This window comes from Paraburkholderia sp. BL9I2N2 (genome assembly GCF_004339745.1).
Lineage (GTDB): Bacteria > Pseudomonadota > Gammaproteobacteria > Burkholderiales > Burkholderiaceae > Paraburkholderia.
In genome coordinates, this window is the sequence record NZ_SMGP01000001.1 from 331657 (window position 1) to 353520 (window position 21864).

General features: G+C 64.7%; 18 protein-coding genes. 5 read left to right on the forward strand and 13 right to left on the reverse strand.

From position 1 onward, the window contains the following. Nucleotides 1-185: 185 nt before the first annotated feature. Entirely contained in the window at nucleotides 186-1172 is a 987-nt protein-coding gene (locus B0G74_RS01530) for a sigma-70 family RNA polymerase sigma factor (RefSeq protein WP_132373365.1), read from the forward strand. Here B0G74_RS01530 and B0G74_RS01535 read toward each other — a convergent pair. The 3 genes from B0G74_RS01535 to B0G74_RS01545 all read right to left on the reverse strand — a co-directional run bounded on the left by B0G74_RS01535 (nucleotide 1128) and on the right by B0G74_RS01545 (nucleotide 5608). Next, nucleotides 1128-2402 (reverse strand): EAL domain-containing protein, encoded by a 1275-nt coding sequence (locus tag B0G74_RS01535; RefSeq protein WP_132373366.1) that lies wholly within the window; start codon nucleotides 2400-2402, stop codon nucleotides 1128-1130. The genes B0G74_RS01530 and B0G74_RS01535 overlap by 45 nt on opposite strands. A 251-nt stretch (nucleotides 2403-2653) precedes the next feature. Beyond that, nucleotides 2654-4111, reverse strand: coding sequence for a multidrug transporter subunit MdtD (gene mdtD, locus B0G74_RS01540; RefSeq protein ID WP_132373367.1), 1458 nt, complete (start codon nucleotides 4109-4111; stop codon nucleotides 2654-2656). Nucleotides 4112-4189: 78 nt separating this feature from the next. After that, entirely contained in the window at nucleotides 4190-5608 is a 1419-nt protein-coding gene (locus tag B0G74_RS01545; protein ID WP_132373368.1) for a PLP-dependent aminotransferase family protein, read from the reverse strand. Nucleotides 5609-5798: 190 nt separating this feature from the next. Here B0G74_RS01545 and B0G74_RS01550 point away from each other — a divergent pair, with 190 nt between their 5' ends. Next, on the forward strand, nucleotides 5799-6104 hold the full coding sequence (locus B0G74_RS01550) for a DUF2917 domain-containing protein (RefSeq protein ID WP_132373369.1): 306 nt from the start codon (nucleotides 5799-5801) through the stop codon (nucleotides 6102-6104). Between the two features lie 36 nt (nucleotides 6105-6140). On the opposite strand, the gene B0G74_RS01555 is transcribed toward B0G74_RS01550, so the two are convergent. After that, entirely contained in the window at nucleotides 6141-7382 is a 1242-nt protein-coding gene (locus B0G74_RS01555) for a citrate/2-methylcitrate synthase (protein WP_132373370.1), read from the reverse strand. Nucleotides 7383-7507: 125 nt separating this feature from the next. On the opposite strand from B0G74_RS01555, the gene B0G74_RS01560 reads away from it, so the two are divergent. After that, nucleotides 7508-8899 (forward strand): CoA transferase, encoded by a 1392-nt coding sequence (locus tag B0G74_RS01560; protein WP_132373371.1) that lies wholly within the window; start codon nucleotides 7508-7510, stop codon nucleotides 8897-8899. Nucleotides 8900-8987: 88 nt separating this feature from the next. Here B0G74_RS01560 and B0G74_RS01565 read toward each other — a convergent pair whose 3' ends face one another. Beyond that, complete coding sequence (locus B0G74_RS01565) at nucleotides 8988-9734, reverse strand: GntR family transcriptional regulator (protein WP_012434145.1); 747 nt, start codon at nucleotides 9732-9734, stop codon at nucleotides 8988-8990. A 190-nt stretch (nucleotides 9735-9924) separates the two neighbouring features. Here B0G74_RS01565 and B0G74_RS01570 point away from each other — a divergent pair, with 190 nt between their 5' ends. Continuing rightward, a complete protein-coding gene (locus B0G74_RS01570) occupies nucleotides 9925-10770 on the forward strand; it encodes an aldo/keto reductase (protein ID WP_132373372.1) in 846 nt (281 codons plus the stop codon). Between the two features lie 27 nt (nucleotides 10771-10797). Here the strand turns inward: B0G74_RS01570 and B0G74_RS01575 are convergent, their stop codons facing one another. Next, nucleotides 10798-11289 (reverse strand): hypothetical protein, encoded by a 492-nt coding sequence (locus B0G74_RS01575; protein WP_132373373.1) that lies wholly within the window; start codon nucleotides 11287-11289, stop codon nucleotides 10798-10800. A gap of 338 nt (nucleotides 11290-11627) precedes the next feature. On the opposite strand from B0G74_RS01575, the gene B0G74_RS45605 reads away from it, so the two are divergent. Then, complete coding sequence (locus tag B0G74_RS45605) at nucleotides 11628-11885, forward strand: hypothetical protein (protein WP_165923799.1); 258 nt, start codon at nucleotides 11628-11630, stop codon at nucleotides 11883-11885. 61 nt (nucleotides 11886-11946) lie between these two features. Here the strand turns inward: B0G74_RS45605 and B0G74_RS01585 are convergent, their stop codons facing one another. From B0G74_RS01585 to fusA, 7 genes are all read right to left on the reverse strand, one after another. Continuing rightward, entirely contained in the window at nucleotides 11947-14130 is a 2184-nt protein-coding gene (locus B0G74_RS01585) for an ABC transporter ATP-binding protein (RefSeq protein WP_132373374.1), read from the reverse strand. Next, nucleotides 14127-14993: an ABC transporter permease gene (locus tag B0G74_RS01590; protein WP_132373375.1), complete on the reverse strand. Its 867-nt coding sequence runs from the start codon at nucleotides 14991-14993 to the stop codon at nucleotides 14127-14129. The genes B0G74_RS01585 and B0G74_RS01590 overlap by 4 nt, the downstream gene beginning before the upstream one ends. Next, nucleotides 14990-16000, reverse strand: coding sequence for an ABC transporter permease (locus B0G74_RS01595; protein ID WP_132373376.1), 1011 nt, complete (start codon nucleotides 15998-16000; stop codon nucleotides 14990-14992). The genes B0G74_RS01590 and B0G74_RS01595 overlap by 4 nt, the downstream gene beginning before the upstream one ends. Before the next feature lie 27 nt (nucleotides 16001-16027). Further along, nucleotides 16028-17692, reverse strand: a complete 1665-nt coding sequence (locus tag B0G74_RS01600) for an ABC transporter substrate-binding protein (RefSeq protein WP_132373377.1) — start codon at nucleotides 17690-17692, stop codon at nucleotides 16028-16030. A 316-nt stretch (nucleotides 17693-18008) separates the two neighbouring features. Next, nucleotides 18009-19028, reverse strand: a complete 1020-nt coding sequence (locus B0G74_RS01605) for a HoxN/HupN/NixA family nickel/cobalt transporter (protein ID WP_132373378.1) — start codon at nucleotides 19026-19028, stop codon at nucleotides 18009-18011. A 16-nt stretch (nucleotides 19029-19044) separates the two neighbouring features. After that, nucleotides 19045-19560, reverse strand: a complete 516-nt coding sequence (locus B0G74_RS01610) for a cupin domain-containing protein (protein ID WP_132373379.1) — start codon at nucleotides 19558-19560, stop codon at nucleotides 19045-19047. 176 nt (nucleotides 19561-19736) lie between these two features. After that, entirely contained in the window at nucleotides 19737-21842 is a 2106-nt protein-coding gene (fusA, locus tag B0G74_RS01615) for an elongation factor G (RefSeq protein ID WP_132373380.1), read from the reverse strand. Nucleotides 21843-21864: the final 22 nt, after the last annotated feature.

Sequence of the window (21864 nt, forward strand, 5' to 3'; positions counted from 1 at the left end):
TGGTTGTTGTCCCTATGACGACGGGACACAGGGCGCCGTGACAGAAATATTTTTTTGCGGACCTGTCACATCGCTCGATGCCCAGCCGTCAAGACCAAAAGAATCAGGATGTCGGCGCGCGCCCGGATCATTTCGCAGGCAGGGCGCCGCGCGCCTTTCAACACGCACGATCTGGAGGTCCACGTATGACAGAACAAGGAATCGACAAGGCATCCAGCTTCGAGGCCGTGCGCGCCCGCCTGCTCGCGCTGGCGTACCGGATGCTCGGCAGCCGCGCCGAAGCGGAAGACGTGGTGCAGGACGTCGGATTGAAATGGCACCTCGCGGACACGCAGGAGGTGCAGCTACCTGTCGCCTGGCTCACCACGATCACCACGCGCGTGGCAATCGACCGGCTGCGGCGTGTGCAGCGCGAACGCGCGTCGCAGGCCGCCGGCTGGTTGCCGGAGCTGTGGCTCGATGAGGTGGCGCCATCGGCCGAAGAACTGGCCTTGCGCGCGGCGGAGATGTCCTATGGCGTGATGCTGCTGCTCGAGCGTCTGAAACCGGACGAACGGGCAGCGTTCGTACTGCACGAAGCCTTTGATTGTGACTACGCGGAGATCGCGGCCATTCTCGAGCGAACGCCGGCGGCCTGCCGGCAGATCGTCCATCGGGCCAAGGCGCGCCTGCAACGCGCGGGTGCACCGGTGGAGCCCGCCGATCCCGCAGCGCATGCGCGGATTGTGGAGCGCTTGCGCACGGCGTTGGAGGCGCAAGATCGAGTCGGCTTGTTGCGGCTCTTTAGTGATGCGCCGGAAGTCGTCAGCGACGCGCCTGTGTGCGCGCCGGTGAGCACATCTGAACCGGCGGTGGCAGGGTGGATGGATACGGTAACGTCGCTCGTCGAACACGCGAGCAATGCCGAGACCGTATCGGTGGCGGGCACTTTGTGTATTGCGTTGCTCTTCGAGGGCGATGTCGTCGGAGTACTCGACGTGTCCACAAACAGCCTGGATGATGGTTCCACGAAGATCGTCGCGCTGCGCGTGGTGACCAGCGCGGCGCGTCTGCGAGCCACCAACCGCATGCTGGGCCGCGCGGCAGTCTCGCAACTGCTCGCACGGATCCAGCAGAGCGCCATGAGCTCAGTTGCGGTGGGCTGCAACTTCCCAGTTGATGTCCACGCATAGCACCTGCGTGCCCGTCGGCGTGTGCGCGGCGATCGAGGCGGTCACGCACAGATGCGCTTCGTTGATGGATAGGTAAGGCGGCGTGAGATGCACGTGGCCGGGGGTGCGCATCGCCTGGATGAAGTATGGTCGGCGCTCCCAGCTTGCGCCTTCCGAATGCAGCAGCGGACGGAAACGCTTGGCGCGTTGCGAGGCGCGCCCCGGCGGGAGCACGTTGTCGCCGATCTGCCGGCCCGACCCGTCGAGCACGAAGCAGCGTGCCGTCTCGCCGAGCATCAGAAGCGGCGCAGTGGCTTGCGCGACCGACTCGCCGGCCACCAGTTGCGCGGCGGCCGTCTCGAGCGCCGTGACATACGGTGCGAGCCGTGCCGATTGTGCGTGTTCGCGCGCGGTGACTCGTTCGCGCAGCGCCGCAGATAGCGAGTCCATCAAACCGGCCGCCGCTTGCGGCTTGACCGGTTCGACGCTCGGGCCCGCGAAGAACGCGCCTTGCACGAAGTCCACGTTGCATTCGAGCGCGATCAGCGCGTCGCGTTCGGTGCTCAGGCCGCCCATCAGCACTAGCTGGCCGGATTCGTGCAGCAGCGAGACGAGGCCCGGCAGCACGCGTTCAATGTGCGAATGTTCGCTGGCTTGCGCGAGAATGCAGCGGTCGAGCGTGACGATGTCCGGCCGCAGATTCCACACGCGGTCAATGTTCGAATGCTTCGCGCCGAAGCCGTCGAGCGCGATCAGGAAGCCGGATTTGCGCAGCGCGTCGACGATTTCGGCAAAGCGCGTGGTTTCGCCGCCCGCCTGTTCGGACACTTCGAGCACCACGCGCTGCGGCGGCAGGCCGAGCGCCTTGAGGCCTGCGAGCAGCGCGTCGCCGTAACTGGTGTCCATCAGCGCGGCGGGGTGCAGGCTCAGGAAGAGCCATTCGTCGTGACTGTCGAACGCGTTGAAGTTGCCCAGATGCAGCGATTCGGCGAGCCGCCCGAGTTCGAGCAGGTCGCCGCGTCGTGCGGCTTGCGTGAAAACCTCGTGGGACGGCACTTGCAGCGCGTGTTCGTCATGGGCGCGCAGCGACGCGTGATAACCGATCGCGCGCCGGTGCGACACGGAGAAAACCGGCTGGAACACGCTGAAAACAGTGTAGCCGCCGTACAGAACGGTGCGCCGGGAGCCTTCGTCGCCGGCCATCGGGCGCGGTGGTTGGAAGCCGGGAGGATCGAGTTCGATCATGCTCATCATGTCAGTCGTGTGGAGGTGGCTGCGCGCCTGCATGCTCGACACAAGTTCGCACGCGCAAGATGTGAGTTTACAGGATTGGCGAGCAAGAACTATGCGCGTGCGGAAACACAGCATGCATGCCCGATTGTCACACTCAGATTAGACGATTGTGCGCCAGCACGGGTGCGAAGGCGACGGTTCGCACTTCGCTGGTGCGGCCCGCGCCCCGTTGCGGGTCGGTGGCGGGCGCGTAGCCGGGTAGACCCGCATCAGGTCCGTTCGGAAGGATCGGTCTTTTTCGCGGGCGTGCGGATGTCCGGCGACAGTTGCGCAAAGATCCACGACGAGCCTGCCGTGATGATGCCGACACACAGGAACGTCGCGTGGAACGCGGGCAGCGAATTGGCGGCCGTCACGCGCGGCAGCAGGCCGGTGAAGGTCGCGAGCAGGGCGCCGGCCACCGTCACGCCGAGACTCATCGACAGCATCTGGACCAGCGAAAACAGGCTGTTGCCGCTGCTCGCGCCGCCGGTGCCCAGGTCCTTGAGCGTCAACGTGTTCATCGCGGTGAACTGGATCGAGTTGACGCCGCCGAAGAACGCCAGTTGCACGAGCCGCAGCCACAGCGGCTGGTTCGCGGTAGTGAGCGCGAAGCTTGCCATGGTCAAGCCGACCAGCACCGTGTTGATGATCAGCACGCGCCGATAGCTGTGCTTGATGATCAGGCTCGTCACCAGGCGTTTGGACGCCATGCCCGCAGCCGCCACCGGCAGCATCATCATGCCGGCTTCAAACGCGCTATAGCCGAGGCTCACCTGCAATAGCAGAGGGATCAGATAGGGCATCGCGCCGCTGCCGATCCGCGCGAACAGATTGCCGAGCAGGCCGACGCTGAAGGTGTGGATCTTGAAGAGATCGAGCGAGAAAATCGGCGTGGGCTCGCGCACGGCGTGCAAGCCGTAGGCGACAAAGCAGGCGAGGCTGAGGATCAGCAGCACCAGCACTGTGGCGTGCTGAATGCCGAACTCGGTGCGGCCGTCGAGCGCGAACGAAATCGCCACCATGCCGACGATCAGCAGCAGATAGCCTTTCATGTCGAACTTGCCGACGTGTTCATTCCGGCTATCCGGCATGTAGATGAACGTGGCGATGCAACCGACGATTCCCACCGGCACGTTGATCAGAAAGATCCAGTGCCACGAGGCGATCTTCACGAGCCAGCCGCCGAGCGTGGGGCCGATCAGCGGGCCGATGAGACCCGGGATCGCCACGAACGAGAGCGCCGGCAAATAGCGTTCGGCCGGAAAGGTGCGCAACACGGCGAGCCGCCCGACCGGCAGCAGCATCGCCCCGCCCACGCCCTGCATGATGCGGAAGGCCACGAGCTGGTTCAAGGTATGCGCGTTTGCGCATAGTAACGAGGCGACGGCGAACACGAGGATCGCGCTGAAGAACACGCGTCGCGTGCCGAGCTTGTCGGCGAGCCAGCCGGACACCGGGATCATCACGGCCATCGTCAGTGAATAGGCGATCACCACCGATTGCATGCGCAGCGGCAACTCGCCGAGGCTCGTCGCCATCGCGGGAAGCGCGGTGTTGACGATGGTCGAGTCGAGGGTCTGCATGAAGAAGCCGGTGGCGACGACCCACAGCATCACGGTGAGCGAGCGGGGTGAAGGTGTACTGGACGTACCGGGCGTGGTGGCGGGCGGAGTCGGCGTGGACATGGAGGGCGGCTAGGCGCGCAGGGACGGGCTGGGACTCGCTATTCTAGGGAAAAGCGCGGGCCGGCGCTCATTCAGAACTCACTCGGACGCCGGCAGCGCCGCCGCGGCACGAAAGAACGCCTGCGCACGCGGGTCATTACCGAATGCGATGTGAATCCTGGTCCACGGGCTCACTTCCATATTCGGCCGGAAGTGATTGCCGGGCACGACGGTCACCCCCAGCGGCACGCCGCATTCCACCAGCCGTTCCGCATTCGCGACATGCGGCACGCGAGCCCACACGAATTTCCCGCCCACGGGCTTGTCGAAAATTTCCCAACCCGCGTCTTCGAGCGTCTGAATGGTCGAGCCGAGCGCATCGCGCATACGCCGACGCAGGCGCTCCAGGTACTTGCGATACGCGCCGCGCTCCAGCATCGCCACGGCGACCGCTTCGGCAAAACGCGAGCCGCCGATGCTCGTCAGCATCTTGATGTCGACCAGATCCTTGATGATCGCGTGGCTCGCGACCACACAGCCAATCCGCAGCGACGACGACAGCGTCTTCGACAGGCCGCCCACATAGATCACGTGTTCGAGCTGGTCGAGCGTGGCGAGCCGATCGGTGAGGTCGGTCTGGAAATCGGCGTAGATATCGTCTTCGATGATCGAGAAGCCGTGCTCACGCGCCAGTTGCAGCAGCCGGAAGGCAACCGGCGGCGCCACATTGGTGCCCGTCGGATTGTGGAACACGGTGTTGATGAACAGCAGCTTGGGCCGATGCGACTTCAACTGCTCCTGCATCACATCCAGATCGGGGCCGTTGCGTGTGCGCGGAATGCCGACCAGTTTCACGCCGTGCAGCTTCAGCAGACCGTGGAGGTTGTAGTAACCGGGGTCTTCGACAAAGATCGTGTCGCCTGCCTTGAGCATGTAGCGCATCAGCAGATCGAGCGCCTGGCTTGCGCCGTTGGTGATGAGGATCTGCGACGTGTCAGCCTGAATCCCCAACTGGCCGATGCGGCTTTGCAGATGCTCTCGCAACGTCAGGTTGCCGAGCGGGGTGGCGTAATCGACCATGCTCGCGAGATCGGTGCGCGACACGTGGCGGATTGCCTGCGCGATGCTGTCCGTGTCGCGCCACGCTTCAGGGATGAAGCCGCTACCGAGCTTGAGCGTTTCGCCCGGATGGTTGAACTGCTGCAGGAGATGGTCCGACTCGTCCTCGGCGCGGCGGGGATCCGAGGAGCCCTGGCAGTGCGTGCCCGCCGGCTGGCGGTCGGCGACATAGAAGCCGGAGCCGTGGCGCGAGTCGACGTAGCCGAGCGACACCAGCCGGTCGTAAGCCTCGATCACCGGAAAGCGGCTCACGCCGTAGTCGGCGGCGAACTGGCGAATCGACGGCAGCTTTGAACCGGGGTGCGCGATGCGCGAGCGGATCCACGTCGTGACGCCGGTGACGATCTGCTCGGTCAGCGGCACGCCGTTGTCTCGATCGAGCTGGATTTCGAGTTTCATGAGGATCTACCTTCACCGAATCGCAGGCCGGATGCGCTCGAACTCGGCGCTAAACAACACGCTGCCCGCGCCAACTGTCCGGTTTTTCGACTGAACAGTTCCGATGGAAGTGTTCGGAACTGTGCATGGGTATCTGATCATCGCACGTCAATAATCGGTGCAACAGAAAAGTTCTTTGAAGGAGAGCGCGATGCGTGAAGTCCGGATTTTCGAATTGGAACATGGCGAGCCCGCGACGGCCTGGCGTGTCGCGCGTCCGTCGATCTTCAAGGTGATCTCGGGTGAGATCTGGCTGACTATCGAAGGCGACAGCGAGGATCACTGGCTCGCTACCGGCGAGTCGATCGAACTGCCGCGCCGCGCAGTGGCGTGGATCAGCGCGGGGCAGGCCGGCGCGCGCTTTGCGCTGGCAAGCGGCTCCGAGCGCACCGCAACGAAGCCGATGCTGGGTACCCCAGTCTTGAACTGGCTGCCGCGCTGGCTCGACGCGGCCTGACGATTCGTCGAGCGAATCAGCCGGGTTTGCGGCGCCTCAGTCCGGCCCGGCAGCCTCATATTCCCCGATGTAACGCGCGCGCGGCCGGATCAGGCGGCCGTCGCGCGTCTGTTCCATGGCGTGCGCAATCCAGCCGACCACTCGGCCGACTGCGAACAGCGTGAAGGCGGCGCCAGCCGGCAACGCCAGCACTCGCTCGATGGCGGCGAGCGCGAAGTCCACCGTCGGCTCCGCGCCGGTCGTGTCGCGCACCGTGCGCACCAGTCCCAGCACTTCAGGCAACGGCGAACGCGCCGGCGCGCAGTCGGCGAGCATGGCCAACAACAGCCGCGCCCTCGGGTCGCCGTCCGGATAAAGCTGGTGACCGAAGCCCGACAGCACTGGCCCATGCGCGCCGTGTTCGACGCGGGCGAGACGGTTCGCCAGATAGCGGTCGAGATCCGGCGCGCGCGACGCTTCTTCGAGCAACGCGGCGATGCGCACCGTTTCGCCGCCATGCCGCGGTCCCGACAAGGCGGCAAGACCGCCCGCCACCGCGCCGAACAGATGCGTCCCCGTCGACGTGATGCAGCGCACCGTGAAGGTCGACGCATTCAATTCATGATCCGCGCAGGCCACCAGCGCCGCGCGCAGCAAGCCGGCCTGCTGGCGATTACGCACATGCCACGCTAAAGCCAGTTGCCGATGCAGCGGTTCGTTCGACGGCGCCGCCGAGATCATCGCGGCGGCCAGCAGGCGCATGACGGCACAGGCCGTATCGAGTTGCGCGTCGCGGCCGAGCGCCCACACCCGCGGCATTTGCGCCGCGGCGGCCGGCAACAGCACGAGCGCGCGATCGAGCGGCGTGCTGTCGCCCCAGAGCTTGAGCCACGCGGCCCACTGGGCGGTGGCGAACGGCACGGCCGGCGCATCGGTAATACGCCTTGTGCTGCATTCCCACAGCAGCGCCGCGATGTCCTCGAGCGACGCGCTTTGCGCCAGTTCGATCGCATCGTGCCCGCGATACAGCAGACGCCCATCGGCGACCAGCGTGATGGACGATTCGAGCACCGGCACGCCCCAGTCCAACACCTTCTGCGCGACCTTGCCCGCGCGCTTGCCGTCTTCCTTGCGGCGCGCGAGGCGTCGCACTTCGCCGGCGTCGTAGAGACGATGCTTGCCCTGCGCATCCGGCGACGAACTCAGGATGCCGCGGCTCACATACGCGTAGAGCGTGGGCAAGCTGATGCCGAGTGTCGCGGCGGCTTCAGCGGCGGTCAGGGAGTTTGAAGTCGGCATGGGTCGGCATGGAAAAGTGCGGAAACCGAAGAAATCAATATATATTGATTATCATAATCAAGATTGATTGCGACGGGGCGAAATTCTAGACTCGGTTCACTTCTTCCTGCTTTGCTAGGGACGACATGACACCTGAACTCGCTCTCAAACATATCTGGACGCTCGCCGGGTGCGATCCGACGGCACTGCATTCCGTGACGCTGACCGGCGCCGATCCGGGCTTGCCGTCGGTCTACCGGGTCGGCAGCCTGGCCTCGGCGAGCATTGCCGCGACCGGCCTTGCGGCGGCCGAATACCAGCGGTTGCGCACCGGACGCAGGCAGCATGTGACCGTGGAAATGCGGCGCGCGCTGGCGTCGTTTCGCAGCGAGCGCTACTTGCGTGTCGACGACGGACCGCCGCCCGCCTTGCGCGATCCGGTGACGGGTTTCTACGAGACGCGCGACGGCCGCTGGATTCAACTGCACACGAACTTCGCGCATCATCTCCAGGGCGTATTGCAGGTGCTCGGCTGCGAGAACGATCCTGCGGCCGTGGCTGCCGCAATTCGCGATTGGGACGGCGCGCGGCTCGACCAGACGCTCGCCGACGCCGGCCTCTGCGCGGCGTTGATTCGCACGCCCGACGAGTGGGCCGCGCTCGATCAGGCGAAAGCGATTGCGGGCTTGCCGCTCTTCGAGATCGAGCGCATTGGCGACGCGCCGGCCGAGCCGCCACGCAAGGGCGGCGTGGATCGGCCGCTGGCGGGCGTGCGCGTGCTGGACCTGTCGCGCATCATCGCCGGGCCGGTGGCCGGGCGGGCACTCGCGCAGCACGGCGCGGACGTGTTGATGGTCAACGGGCCGCATCTGCCGAATATCGCGCCGCTGGTGATCGACAACGGGCGCGGCAAGCGTTCGGCTCTGGCCGATCTACGCGACGCGGCAGGGCGCGAGGTTTTGCGCGGTCTCGCTGCCGACGCCGATGTATTTCTGCAGGCATATCGCCCGGGCGCGCTGGCCGCGCGCGGTTTCGGTCCCGAGGAACTGGCGCGTGTGCGGCCTGGGATCGTCTATGTTTCAGTGTCCGCGTATGGGCACGAGGGACCGTGGGCTCAACGGCGCGGGTTCGATAGTCTCGTGCAGTCGGCGAGCGGGATTGCCTTTACTGAGCGGCAGGCGGCGGGATGGAACGAGCCCAAGCATTTGCCGTGTCAGGCGCTGGATCATGCGACCGGTTATCTGGCAGCTTTCGGCGCAATGGCCGCGTTGGCGCGGCGGGCTACAGAAGGCGGCAGCTGGCATGTGCGCGTCTCGCTCGCGCAAACGGGCCGGTGGCTGCAGTCGTTCGGGCAAATTCCCGAGGGCTGGAAAGCGCCTGACGTCACGCTCGAGGATGTGCGCGATTGCGTCGCTACCGTGGAGTCGGAGTTTGGACGCGTGCTGGGCGTGCAGCCGGCTGAGGCTTTGGACGAGACGCCTGCGTATTTCGCGCTGCCGCCGACCCGAGTGGGCGCGCATGAGGCTAAGTGGGAGTGAGGACTTAAAGTAACTGCTGCCCTTGGCGAGGCGCGTGCCGATACACAACCGGCGCATGCCCCGCACACAGCGCATAAGACCCGACCACCTACTTCCTCAACTCCGCGACAAAGTCGTAGTAATCGTTGCGGCAGTACGTGTCGGTCAATTCGATCGCCCGCTGATCGGCGGTGTAGCCCACACGCGTGATCAACAGCAGCGCCTCGTTCGGCGCGATGCTCATCTGCTGCGCGATTTCCTCGCTCGCGTTCACCGCGCGGAAATGCTGCAAGGCGCGGACAATCGTCAGTCCACGATTCTCCAGATACGTGTACAGCGAATCGCCGATCGCTTGAGGATCGGGAATCACCGCGGCGGGGAAGGTGGAGTTCTCAACCGCCATCACAATGCCGTCGGCCATCCGCAGGCGCCGCAACCGCGTCACCGCCGCTGCCGGCGACAAGCCGAGCTGAATCACTTCGTCGCGATTAGCCGGCAAAATTTCGCGCGAGAGCCACTTCGAACTCGGCGTAAAGCCTCGTCGCCGCAGCATTTCGCTAAAGCTCGACAGACGCGATAGCGGATCTTCGTAGCGTGGTGTGATGAAACTGCCCGCGCCCTGAGTGCGCCGAATCAAGCCCTGCTCGACCAGCAAGGCAATCGCCTTGCGCGAAGTGATCCGCGATACGCCGAGCGCCTCGGAGAGCACACGCTCCGAGGGCAGTGCCTCGCCCGCGTTCCAGCGGTTCTCGTGGATGGCGGCGCCGAGTTTGCGAGCCAGTTGCAGATATAGCGGCGTGTCGTTTTCCGGGTCCGGGCGCAGGTCGCGCCAGCGGTCTTCCGAGGCAGAGGTCATGGAACTCACGCAAGAAGGGCAAGCGGCAATTCTATGACATCGGCGCGTTGTGTTATAGCGGGCTTTTGCCTGGTGGCCGATCGAATGCCGATTGAACCGCTAAACTCGTCGCTATGATTTTCGTGGCATGTGGCGCGCATTCGTCTGCGCAGCGGCTTTGCCGACCATTGAGCCACTTCGAGGAGTCAGCATGACGAGCGACATCGCAAGCGTGAGCCTGCCCGACGGCGAACACATTCCGAAACTGGGTCAGGGCACCTGGGAGATGGGCGAAAAGCCGGCGCGGCGTGCCGCCGAAATCGACGCGCTGCGTTGCGGCATCGAATGCGGCATGACGTTGATCGATACGGCGGAAATGTACGGCGACGGCGCGACCGAATCGCTGCTGGGCGACGCGCTCGCCGGCTTGCGCGACAAGGTGTTTCTGGTCAGCAAGGTTTATCCGCACAACGCCAGCCGGCGCGGCGTGATTGCGGCCTGCGAGCAGAGTCTCAAGCGTTTGAAGACCGATCAACTCGATCTGTATCTGCTGCACTGGCGCGGCTCGGTGCCGCTCGCGGAAACGGTCGAGGGCTTCGAGGCATTGCGCGGGGCCGGCAAGATCCGCCATTGGGGCGTTAGTAATTTCGACACCGAGGACATGGAAGAACTCGTCGCCACGCCGGGCGGCGATGCCTGCGCAACGAATCAGATTCTCTACAACGTGGCGCGCCGCGGGCCGGAGTTCGATCTGCTGCCGTGGCTCGCCGCGCGCAAGATGCCGGGCATGGCGTACAGTCCGGTCGATCATGCGCGCCTGCCGAAGCGCTCGCCGCTCGACGATATCGCCGACGCGCGTGGCGTCTCGGTGTTCCAGGTGGCGCTCGCATGGGTGCTGCGCCAGCCCGGCGTGTTCGCGATTCCGAAGGCGGCGCGCGTCGAGCACGTGCGCGACAACCATCGCGCTTCGCAACTGCAACTCGGCGCGGACGAACTGGCCGCTATCGACGCTTATTTCAAGCCGCCGCGCGGCAAGCGTCCGCTCGAAATGCTGTAAGCGTAGCGGGGCGCCGCGCGCGCCTCGTCAATTGCAGCCGTGGTGCATGTGCACGGAGCCGAGCACCGCGACTTCCGCGGGGGTGTGCTTGAGCGAATCTTCATTGACCTGGGCGGCGTCCGCGACGAATTCGTCGACGATCGACGACACCTGCGTATTGCGCAGGCACAGCGACACGCGCTGCGTTTCATTGGCCGGCAACGCGGTGCGCTGACTGAGGAACAGCACGCCGTACTGATAGCCGTGGATGATGCCGCGAATCGCGCCGACGCATTGGCCTTGCGCGACGTTGTCGTTCTTCCGCTTGCAGGTCTGAGCAAGCGAATACGCGGAGAAGGTGGGATCGACCGGCGGTGCGGCTTGCGACAATGTCGGTGAGAGCGGCTGAGCCGCTGGCGCTGTTTGCGTTGGTGTTTGCGCTGCCGTTTGCGCATGAGCGAGCGATGCGACGCTGAGCGTGGCAGCCATCAACAAGCTGGTGACCACGCGTGCTGCAGAGGGGGGGACGTTTCGTTGCATGTTGTGGTGCCCTCATATCGAACGTTGAATCTGATATGAGGCGATCGCTTCGGTTTGGTTCCGGTTACGCGCGCACGGGCGGCCGATTGTTCGAGCTATAGCTGCCTGCGAGCGCTTCGGCGTGCGCGGTTTGAGTGTGCGGTCCGAATCTGCATCACCGCAGGTTATCGGCCCGCTTATGTGGATCGCTCAAACCAACCGGCCTCGGGCGGTGACGCTCGACCGGGGGATCGAGACATCACCGCCGATGCCGGCGGACAGCGAACGGCAAACCGGAACGTGACATTGGTGACGTTAGGGCGCGGGGGGCACCCTAACCAGAGACCGGGCGATTGCTAGTGTCCGTTCCCTCCACCATTGCCACCACCGTTACCGCCGCCACCCTTGCCTCCGTGACCGCCGCCGAAGCCTCCGCCAAAGCCTCCGCCGAAACCGCCACCGAAGCCGCCGCCAAAACCACCACCTTTACCACCGCCGAAACCACCGCCGAAACCACCGCCAAAGCCACCGCCTTTACCGCCACCTGCGCCAGCGCCGCTGGAGCCTCCGCAACCGCAGCCGCCGCTTCCGCCGCCACTGCTTCCACCGCCGCTTGAAAAAACACGGGAAAACGTTTCGGCGTTGAAACGCGAGGGCTCGATGCCGCGCTATGCCGTGTTATTCGTTACGGCCGGCGTTCTCGGGCGCGTTTTCCGAGCCTTTGTCAGGAACTTTGCCCGTGACTTTTCCAGCCTCACCGCGTGATGCGGTTTGCAGCGCGCGCAATTCGTCGACGGGGATGTGGCAGCGGATTCGATGCGCGGACGGCGTTGCTGCGTTGCCTTCGCTTGCATCGGCGAACGGCGGGTCTTGCTGTTCGCAGATCGCGCCGAGCTTGCGCGGGCAGCGCGTGTGGAACACGCAGCCGGACGGCGGCGATGCCGCGCTCGGCAAATCGCCGGACAGGCGGATGCGGGTCGCGCCACCGTGACCATCGAGTGTCGGCACCGATGACAGCAATGCTTCCGTATAAGGATGATGCGGTCCTTCGAACACGGCGGCAGCCGGTCCGATTTCCAGCAGCCGGCCCAGATACAGCACCGCGATGCGATCGGACAGATAGCGAACCACATGCAGGTCGTGCGAGATGAAAACGTAACTGACGCCCCGCTCGCGCTGCAGATCGGCGAGCAGGTTCAGGATCGCGGCCTGCACGGAGACGTCGAGCGCGGAAGTCGGTTCGTCGCAGACCACCACGCGCGGCTCGCCGGCGAACGCGCGGGCAATCGCCACACGCTGTTTGAGCCCGCCGGACAGTTGCCGCGTGCGCGAGCCGAGATAGCGCTCCGGCAACCGCACGGCGGCCGTCAATGTGGCGAGCCGTTCGTCGATTGCCGGCCCACGCAGCGTGGTGAGGCGCGACAGCGCACGGCCGATCAGCCGCTTCACCGAATGCGCCCGATTGAGCGCCGAGTCCGGATTCTGAAAGACGATCTGCAGGGACTTGACCTGATCGTTGTTGCGCCGCGTGACGCGCGCGGCGAGCGGGGCGCCGTCGAGTTCGAGCACGCTGCCGGCATCCGGCGTGAGCAGGCCGAGCATCAGCTTGGCGAGCGTCGTCTTGCCGCTGCCCGATTCGCCGACAAGCCCGAGCGTCTCGCCGCTAGCGAGATCGATTGAGACATTGTCGACCGCGCGTAGCGGGGCACCGGACACGTGAAATGTCTTCGAGAGTTTTTCTGCGCGCAGCACGAGAGCAGGCGGCTTGCCGTCGATCGACGCGCCATTGCGCTCGGGCAACGCTTCCGCGCTCGCACGGGGCAATTCGATCGCGCGTTCGTGGTAATGGCAGCGCGACATCTGATCGCCGCGCGCGGCGCTCACGCGATACGGCGGCGGCGCTTCACGGCGGCAGCGGTCGTCGGCGAGGCGGCAACGGTCCGCGTAGATGCAGCCCTGCGTGACCGAACCCGGCAAGGGCAGACTGCCTGCAATCGTGTCGAGCCGCTCGCTGTCTTTGCTGCGCCCGGCCGTGGGCAAACAGCGCAACAGTCCGACCGTATAGGGATGGCGCGGCCGCGTGAAGACATCTTGCGTCGCGCCTTCCTCGACCAGTTTGCCCGCGTAAAGCACGCCGACGCGTTCGCACATCCGCCCGATCACCGCGAGGTTGTGGCTGATGAACAGCACCGCCGTGCCGAGTTCCTTGCGCAACTGCGCGACGAGGTCGAGCACTTCCGCTTCGACGGTAGCGTCGAGGCCGGTGGTCGGTTCGTCGAGAATCAGCAGCGCGGGGTTCGAGGCGAGCGCCATCGCGATCACCACGCGTTGTTGCATGCCGCCCGACAGTTGATGCGGATAGCTCTCCATCACCCGCTCGGGCGATGCGATGCGCACGCGCTGCAGCATCTCATGTGTGCGCCGCAACGCTTCATCGCGCGCGACACCGGCGGCTTCGAACGCCTCGGAGACCTGACGCGCGATCGTCAGCGACGGGTTCAGCGCGCGCCCCGGATCCTGATAGACCATCGAAATCGCATTCGCGCGCATGTTGCGCAACGCGTCGGCGTTGAGCTTCTGCACGTCCTCGCCGGCGATGATGATCTTGCCGGCCTTCACTTTGCCGTTACGCGGCAGATAGCGCAGCGCAGCCATCGCGACCGTCGACTTGCCGCAGCCGGACTCGCCGACGAGGCCGTACGCTTCGCCGCGCCGCACGCGAAACGAAATGTCCTGCAGCACTTCGCGATCGCGTCCGCGCATGCGGTACGTGACCGTCAGACCGACGACGGTCAGCGCGTCCGTGCGGTCGCTCTTCGAGACGTCGAAGGCGGGGAACGAGGAGGGCGGCGGGCCGTTCATCGGTCGAGCACGCCTTGCACGCTGTCGGCGATCAGATTCACGCCGACCACCAGGCTGGCAATCGCGCCGGCCGCGAATACGACGGTCCACCACGCGCCGCCCGCCATCAGCGTGTACGACTCGGACAGCGCGAGACCCCAATCGGCCGACGGCGGCTGAATGCCGAAGCCGAGAAACGATAGCGTGGCGACCGCGAAGATCGCGTAACCGAGCCGCACCGTCGCTTCGACGATGATGGGCGGCAGCACGTTCGGCAGGATCTCGGCGAACATGATGTAGGGCGCGCGTTCGCCGCGCAGCTGCGCCGCGGCGACATAGTCGAGATGCCGTTCGGCGAATACGGCGGCGCGCACGGTGCGCGCGGTGATGGGTGTGAACGTGATGCCGATCACGAGGATGACGGTGAAGTTCGACGCGCCGACCGCGGCCAGCGCGAGCAGCGCGACGATCACGAGCGGCAGCGCGAGCACGGCGTCGATCGCGCGTCCGACCACGTTGTCGACCCAGCCTTCGAAGTAGCCGACGATCAAGCCCAAAGCGGTACCCGCTACCGTGCCCAGCAAAGTCGCGAGCGGCGCGATGGTGAGAATGTCGCGCGCGCCGACGATCACGCGCGAGAACACGTCGCGTCCGAGTTGGTCGGTGCCGAACCAATGCGTGCTGTCGGGCGGCGTTAGCGAGTTGAGTGGATCGGACGCGTACGGATCGATGCGTACGATCCACTGCCCGGCAATGGCACAGACGATCCACCACGTGACGATCACCACGCCGACCACGAAAGTGGGCGAGCGCAGCAGCACGCGCAACTGGTCGAAGCGCGGCTCGGCAGCGACACGTGGCGTCGGCGGAACGATAGTGCTCATTCGGCGCTCCTTACCCGCAGCCGCGGATTGAGCAGGACATGCAGCGCGTCGGCAACGAGGTTAGCGACCGTGTAGACCACGCCGATCGTGAGCACGCCCGCCTCGAGCATCGGAAAGTCCTTGGCTTTGGCGGCGTTGTAGATCAGCGAGCCGATGCCCTGATAGTGGAACAGCGTCTCGACCACCACGAGGCCGCCGATCATATAACCGAGTTGCGTGGCGGCGACCGTGATGGTGGGCAGCAACGCATTGCGCAACACGTGCCGCCAGATCACGATATGGCGCGGCAGGCCTTTGAGAATCGCGGTGCGCGTGTAGTCCGCATCGAGCGCTTCGACGGTGCCGGCGCGCGCCATTCTCGCGATATAGCCGAAGAACACCAGCACGAGCGGCAGCACCGGCAGCACCAGATGGCGCAACTGTTCGAGTGCGCTCGCTTCGGGCGGATACGACGCTTCGATCGGCAGCCAGCGCAGCCACACGCCAAACACGAGAATCAGCACGATCGACGAAACGAATTCCGGCACCACCGTCGCCGACAATCCGGCAATGCTGATCGTGCGATCGAGCCAGCGTCCCGCGTGCATGGCCGACCACACGCCGCCCGCAATGCCGAGCGGCACGACCACGATGAACGCCAGCAGGCCGAGCTTGGCGGAATGCGCGAGCGCCTCGGCGATAAACGGCCCGACCGGCTCGCGATACGCATAAGACAGCCCCATATCGCCGCGCACGAAATGCGAAATCCACTCGATGTATTGCGTCATGAGCGGCCGGTCCGCGCCGAGTTGATGATTGAGCGCGGCGACCGCGCGCGCATCGGCGAGCGGCCCGAGGACCGCGCGGCCGATATCGCCGGGCAGAAGCTGCCCGCCCGCGAACACGATCACCGAGAGCAGCCACAGTGTGATCGCCGACAAGCCGACGCGCGTCGCCAGAAACCGCACGACGCGGCCCGCATTGCCGTTCGGCGCAGAGGGAGCGGAAGGGGTCACCGTGGTCGACATCGTGCTCTCCTGCCGAAACGCCTGCGCTTACGCGCTCAACACCGCGCGGTCGAAATAGAGTTGCGCGAGCGCGGTGAAGCGCACGCCGTTCACACCCTTGCGCATGGCGATCAGTTGATCGTAGAAGAACGGAATGATGATAGGCGTCTCGTCGAGCAGCAGCGTCTGGATTTGCCCGGAGATCTTCTTCTGCGAGCCGAGATCGATAGCGGCGACGAATTGCGCGACCAGTTGATCGTATTGCGGATTTTTGAAGTGCGCGGCGTTCCACGTGCCGGTGCTCGTGAGCGGCGCATTCAGGAACACATTCGGCACACCGCGATGACCGTAGTCGGTGATGCCGAGCGGCGAATCCAGCCAATCCGATTTGCCCGGCGTGCCCGCGCCGTAATAGAGCGACTGGCTCTCCACCTTCAGATTGATGCGCACGCCGATGGCCTTCGCCGCGTTCTGCACGACCACCGCGAGATCGGGAATCTCCATGTATTTTTCGGTGGTCAGCGTCACGTCGAAGCCGTTCGGCACGCCCGCTTGCGCAAGCAGTTGCTTGGCCTTCGCGACGTCGATCTTGCGTTGCGGCACGCCCGCATCCGACGACGGAAACACGGGAGCGAACGGACTGTCGTTGCCGAGTTGCGCGCGCCCTTTGAAAAGGCCGCGCACCAGCACGTCGCGATCGAGCGACAACGCCAGCGCCTGGCGCACACGCTTGTCCTTGAACAACGGATTGTCGTTGCGCATGTGAATCTGCCGATGCGCGCTCGACTTCACACCCACGGCCTTGTAATCCGGATTGTTCAGAATGCCGGCGCCGCCCTGCACGGTGAAGGTGCCCATCACATCCGCCTGATGGCCTTGCAGCGCGAGTAACTGCGCCTGTTCGTCGGAGTAGAAGGAGAACTGTACGCGTTGTGGTAGCGCTTTGTCGCCCCAATAGTCGGGATTACGCACGAACGATGCGCCCACCTTAGCCTGATACTTTTCGAGCTTGAACGGACCCGTGCCGATGAAGCTCTTTTCATAACCGCCCGCATAGTTCGCGGGCAGGATCACGGCGTTGTAATTGTCCGAGGAAACGTAATAGGGGAAGTTGCCGTTCGGCGCATCCAGATGAAACGCGATCGTCTGGTCGTCCACCACCTTCGCGCCGCCTTTCGACAGCACGCCCTTGAGTACGGACAGCGCGGCCGAGCCGCTGGCCGGATCGGCGAGGCGGTCGAACGTGGCGGCCACGTCTTTGGCGGTGAACGGCTGGCCGTCGTGGAACTTGACGTTCGGACGCAGCTTGAAGGTCCACACGTCGCCCTTGTCGTTCGGCTTCCACGACAGAGCGAGCGCCGGCTTCAGCACGAGCTTTTCGCCGTCGTCGTCGATCAGGAATTCGCCGGTCTGATTCAGTAGCGCGAGACTCGCGGCGTCCGTCACCGTGAGCGGATCGACGGCGCCCGCAGGCGTCAGGTGAGCCACGCGGATCGTCTGATTCGACGCGCCGGCGGTGCCTTGCGCGCGGGCTCGCGGCGCATTCAGCACGCCGCCGCCCACCAGCGACAAACCGATCACGCTGGCATAGCGCAGCAGATCGCGGCGCGTGATGCGGCCGGCGAGGAATTCGTCGATGGCGTGGTTGCCGTAGGCGTCGGCGGTGAGGCGGGCTGCGTCGAGTGCGAGAAATCGGTCCGCGGGAGTCTTCATCGATGGAGTGTCCAGTCCGTTCTGTTGCCGGTTCTGAAGGGCCGCGCCAGATGCGCGCGACAGGGCGACGGTATTGCAATGACGAAAGTGACGAGGCGAAGCGGGTTCAGTGTAAGCGATTGCCCGTGGATTCGGAGCGCTTGCGGCGCTGCCGGGGTCCCGATTGGGGACTAAAAGGGCTGGTGTGTATCGTCACCACAACGCTCTGTATGGCCGCGGCGCGAGGCATGCCCGGTACGCCCACCGCCGCAGCAGCGCAACGGCTAATGCTGCGAATGGAAAGCTTACCGATCGTATCGCGCGGCCGGTGTTGGATTTACCGCGCGACCGCAACTGGGCGCCGCCAGCGATGGAACAGCACCGAGCCGATCCAGCACGCCATGAACATCGCGACGATGCCGTAACCCAGTACACCAAAGCGCTCGTTCATGCTGGCCACCGCATCCCACACGCCGCCGTTCAGACCGAGCTTGTCCGACAGCAGACCCAGCGCCTCGACGCCGCCGATCACAATCGCCACCACCGCCGAGACGAAGGTGATGCTCGCGTTGTAGTAGAGCTTGCGTTTCGGGTCGTCCATGGCCCAGCCGTAGGCGTGGACCATCAGTACGTTGTCGGTCGAATCGACGAGTGTCATGCCGGCTGTGAAGAGCGCGGGGAACACGAGAATCGAATAAAGCGGCAGACCTTTGCCGGCTTCCGATGCGGCGATCGCCAGCAGGCCGATCTCGGTCGCGGTATCGAAGCCGAGGCCGAACAGCACGCCGACGGGGTACATGTGCCAGCTTTTCGTCACGAGCCTGAAGAGCGGCCGCAGCGCGCGCGACAGCAAACCGGCCGGCGCAATCGAGTCCGGCGTTTGCGCAGGCAATTCGCCGCTGCGTTGGACGTGCCGGTAACGGCGCCACACGTCGCGCAGAATCACGAGGTTGACGGCGGCGAGCACCAGCAGAAAGCTCGCCGACACCAACGTGCCGATCGTGCCGCCCACCGCCTTGAAGGTCTCGAAACGGCCGTGCAGCGAATGCGCGGTCCACGCGATGCCGATCGTCGCCAGAATCACGATCGTCGAATGCCCTAGCGAAAACGATAGCCCGACGCCGAGCGGACGCTTGCCGGTTTGCATGAGCTTGCGCGTGACAGCGTCGATCGCCGCGATGTGATCCGCGTCGACCGCGTGACGCAGGCCGAAACCATAGGCGAGCAGCGCGGTGCCGAGCAGCAGCGGATAGTGGCGAAACGCGATCAGTGCCCACGCCCATGCGCCGAGATTGGCGGCGATCAGCACGGCGTACAGCGTGAAGAGGCGTGGGCGTAGGGAAGCGGTCGGCGTCATGAGTCGCGTGGCAGAGTTAGTGATCGTGCGGATGCTTGTGAATCGGATCGACCCAGAACACCGTCTCGGGCTGTTCCACGGCGTCGATGTTCAGATTGACCACCACCGCTTCGTTGTCGCTGCGCACCAGCACGCATTCGAGCGGGGCGTCGGTGCTCGCGTTGATTTCCTGATGCGGCACATACGGCGGCACGAAGATGAAGTCGCCGGGGCCGGCTTCGGCGGTGAACTCCAGATGCTCGCCCCAGCGCATGCGCGCCTGGCCGCGTACCACGTAGATCACGCTTTCGAGCGCGCCATGATGATGCGCGCCGGTTTTCGCATTCGGATGGATCGTCACGGTGCCGGCCCAGATCTTCTGCGCGCCGACGCGTGCGGCGTTGATCGCGGCCGCGCGATTCATGCCCGGCGTCTGCGCGGTGTTGCTATCGAGCTGATCGCCTTTGATGACCTTCACGCCGTGCTCGCGCCAATCGACCGGCGCAGCCGGCGGCACGTCTTTGTAATGCGGGTGTTCGTGATCCTGGCTCATGATGTGTCTCCTCGAGGGCGTGAATCCCGGCGTTCGGCACGGCGCCGTCTGGCATTTTTGCATGTTCAAAAACGTGCGTGTGAAGAAGCCCCGTGTGCGGCGCGGCGGACGAAAAAAAGCCCGTCCCCAGGGGACGGGCTTCGAGCCGTTGGCGTGTGCTGCCTTCGGCGTTGTGCTTACTTCTGCTTCGCGTTGATCACGGCTTCGGCGACGTTGTTCGGCGTTTCCGCGTAATGCTTGAACTCCATCGTGTAGGTCGCGCGGCCCTGGGTCGCGGAACGCAGCGACGTGGAGTAACCGAACATTTCCGCGAGCGGCACTTCGGCGCGCACCAGCTTGCCGCCGCCGCCGGCGATGTCTTCCATGCCTTGCACCATGCCGCGACGGCTCGACAGATCGCCCATCACGTTGCCCATGAAGTCTTCCGGCGTTTCCACCTCGACGGCCATCATCGGTTCGAGCAGCACGGGCTTGGCTTTGCGCATCGCTTCCTTGAAGGCCATCGAGCCGGCCATGCGGAACGCGTTTTCGTTCGAGTCGACGTCGTGGTACGAACCGAAGGTCAGCGTCACCTTCACGTCGACCACCGGGTAGCCCGCCAGCACGCCGGCCTTCAGCGTTTCGACGATGCCCTTGTCGACTGCCGGAATGTATTCCCGGGGAATCACGCCGCCCTTGATCGCGTCGACGAACTCGTAACCCTTGCCTTGCGGCGCCGGCTCCAGCGTGATCACCGCGTGGCCGTACTGACCGCGGCCGCCCGACTGCTTGACGAACTTGCCTTCGACGTCTTCGACCTTGTTGCGCACCGTCTCGCGATACGCGACCTGCGGCTTGCCGACAGTCGCCTCGACGCCGAACTCGCGCTTCATGCGATCGACCAGAATTTCCAGGTGCAATTCGCCCATGCCCGAGATGATCGTCTGGCCGGATTCTTCATCCGTCTGCACGCGGAACGACGGATCTTCCTGGGCAAGACGGTTAAGCGCGATGCCCATCTTTTCCTGGTCGACCTTGGTCTTCGGCTCGACAGCCTGCGAGATCACCGGCTCCGGGAAGATCATGCGTTCGAGGATGATCACGTTGTTCGGATCGCACAGCGTGTCGCCCGTGGTCGCTTCTTTCAGGCCGACGGCCGCGGCAATGTCGCCCGCGTAGACTTCCTTGATTTCCTTGCGCTCGTTGGCGTGCATCTGCAAGATCCGGCCAAGGCGTTCCTTCTTTTCCTTGACGGCGTTGTAGACCGTGTCGCCCGAATTCACCACACCGGAATAGACGCGGAAGAAGATCAACTGGCCGACGAACGGGTCGGTCATGATCTTGAAGGCGAGCGCCGAGAACGGATCGGTGTCGCTCGGATGGCGCTCGATTTCCTTGTCGTATTCGTCGTGACCGGTAATGGCGGGCACGTCGACCGGCGAGGGCAGATAGTCGATCACCGCGTCGAGCATGGCTTGCACGCCCTTGTTCTTGAACGCGCTGCCGCACAGCATCGGCACGATTTCGTTGGCGATGCAGCGCGTGCGAATGCCGTACTTGATTTCCTCTTCGGTCAGGGTTTCGCCACCGAGGTATTTGTCGAGCAATTCCTCGTTCGCCTCTGCTGCGGCCTCGACCATCTTGTCGTGCCATTCCTTCGCGGTCGCCGCGAGTTCCGGCGGAATATCACGGTATTCGAACTTGATGCCCTGGTTCTCTTCGTCCCAGTAAATCGCCTTCATCTTGACCAGATCGACCACGCCCTGGAAATGATCTTCCGCGCCGACCGGAATCTGGATCGGCACCGCGTTGCCCTTCAGGCGATCGCCGATCTGCCGCTGCACGCGGAAGAAGTCCGCGCCCACGCGGTCCATCTTGTTGACGAACGCAATGCGCGGCACCTTGTACTTGTTCGCCTGGCGCCACACGGTTTCCGACTGCGGTTGCACGCCGCCGACCGAGTCGTACACCATGCACGCGCCGTCGAGCACGCGCATGGAGCGCTCCACTTCGATCGTGAAGTCGACGTGTCCGGGGGTGTCGATGATGTTGATCCGGTGTTCCGGATAGTTGCCGGCCATGCCCTTCCAGAAAGCGGTGGTGGCCGCCGACGTGATGGTGATGCCGCGCTCCTGCTCCTGTTCCATCCAGTCCATCGTTGCCGCACCGTCGTGAACCTCGCCGATCTTGTGGGTCACGCCGGTGTAGAACAGGATGCGTTCAGTGGTGGTGGTTTTGCCGGCATCGATGTGAGCGCTAATGCCGATATTCCGGTAGCGCTCGATGGGAGTCTTGCGGGGCACGTGAACCTCCTTGGAATGGCGC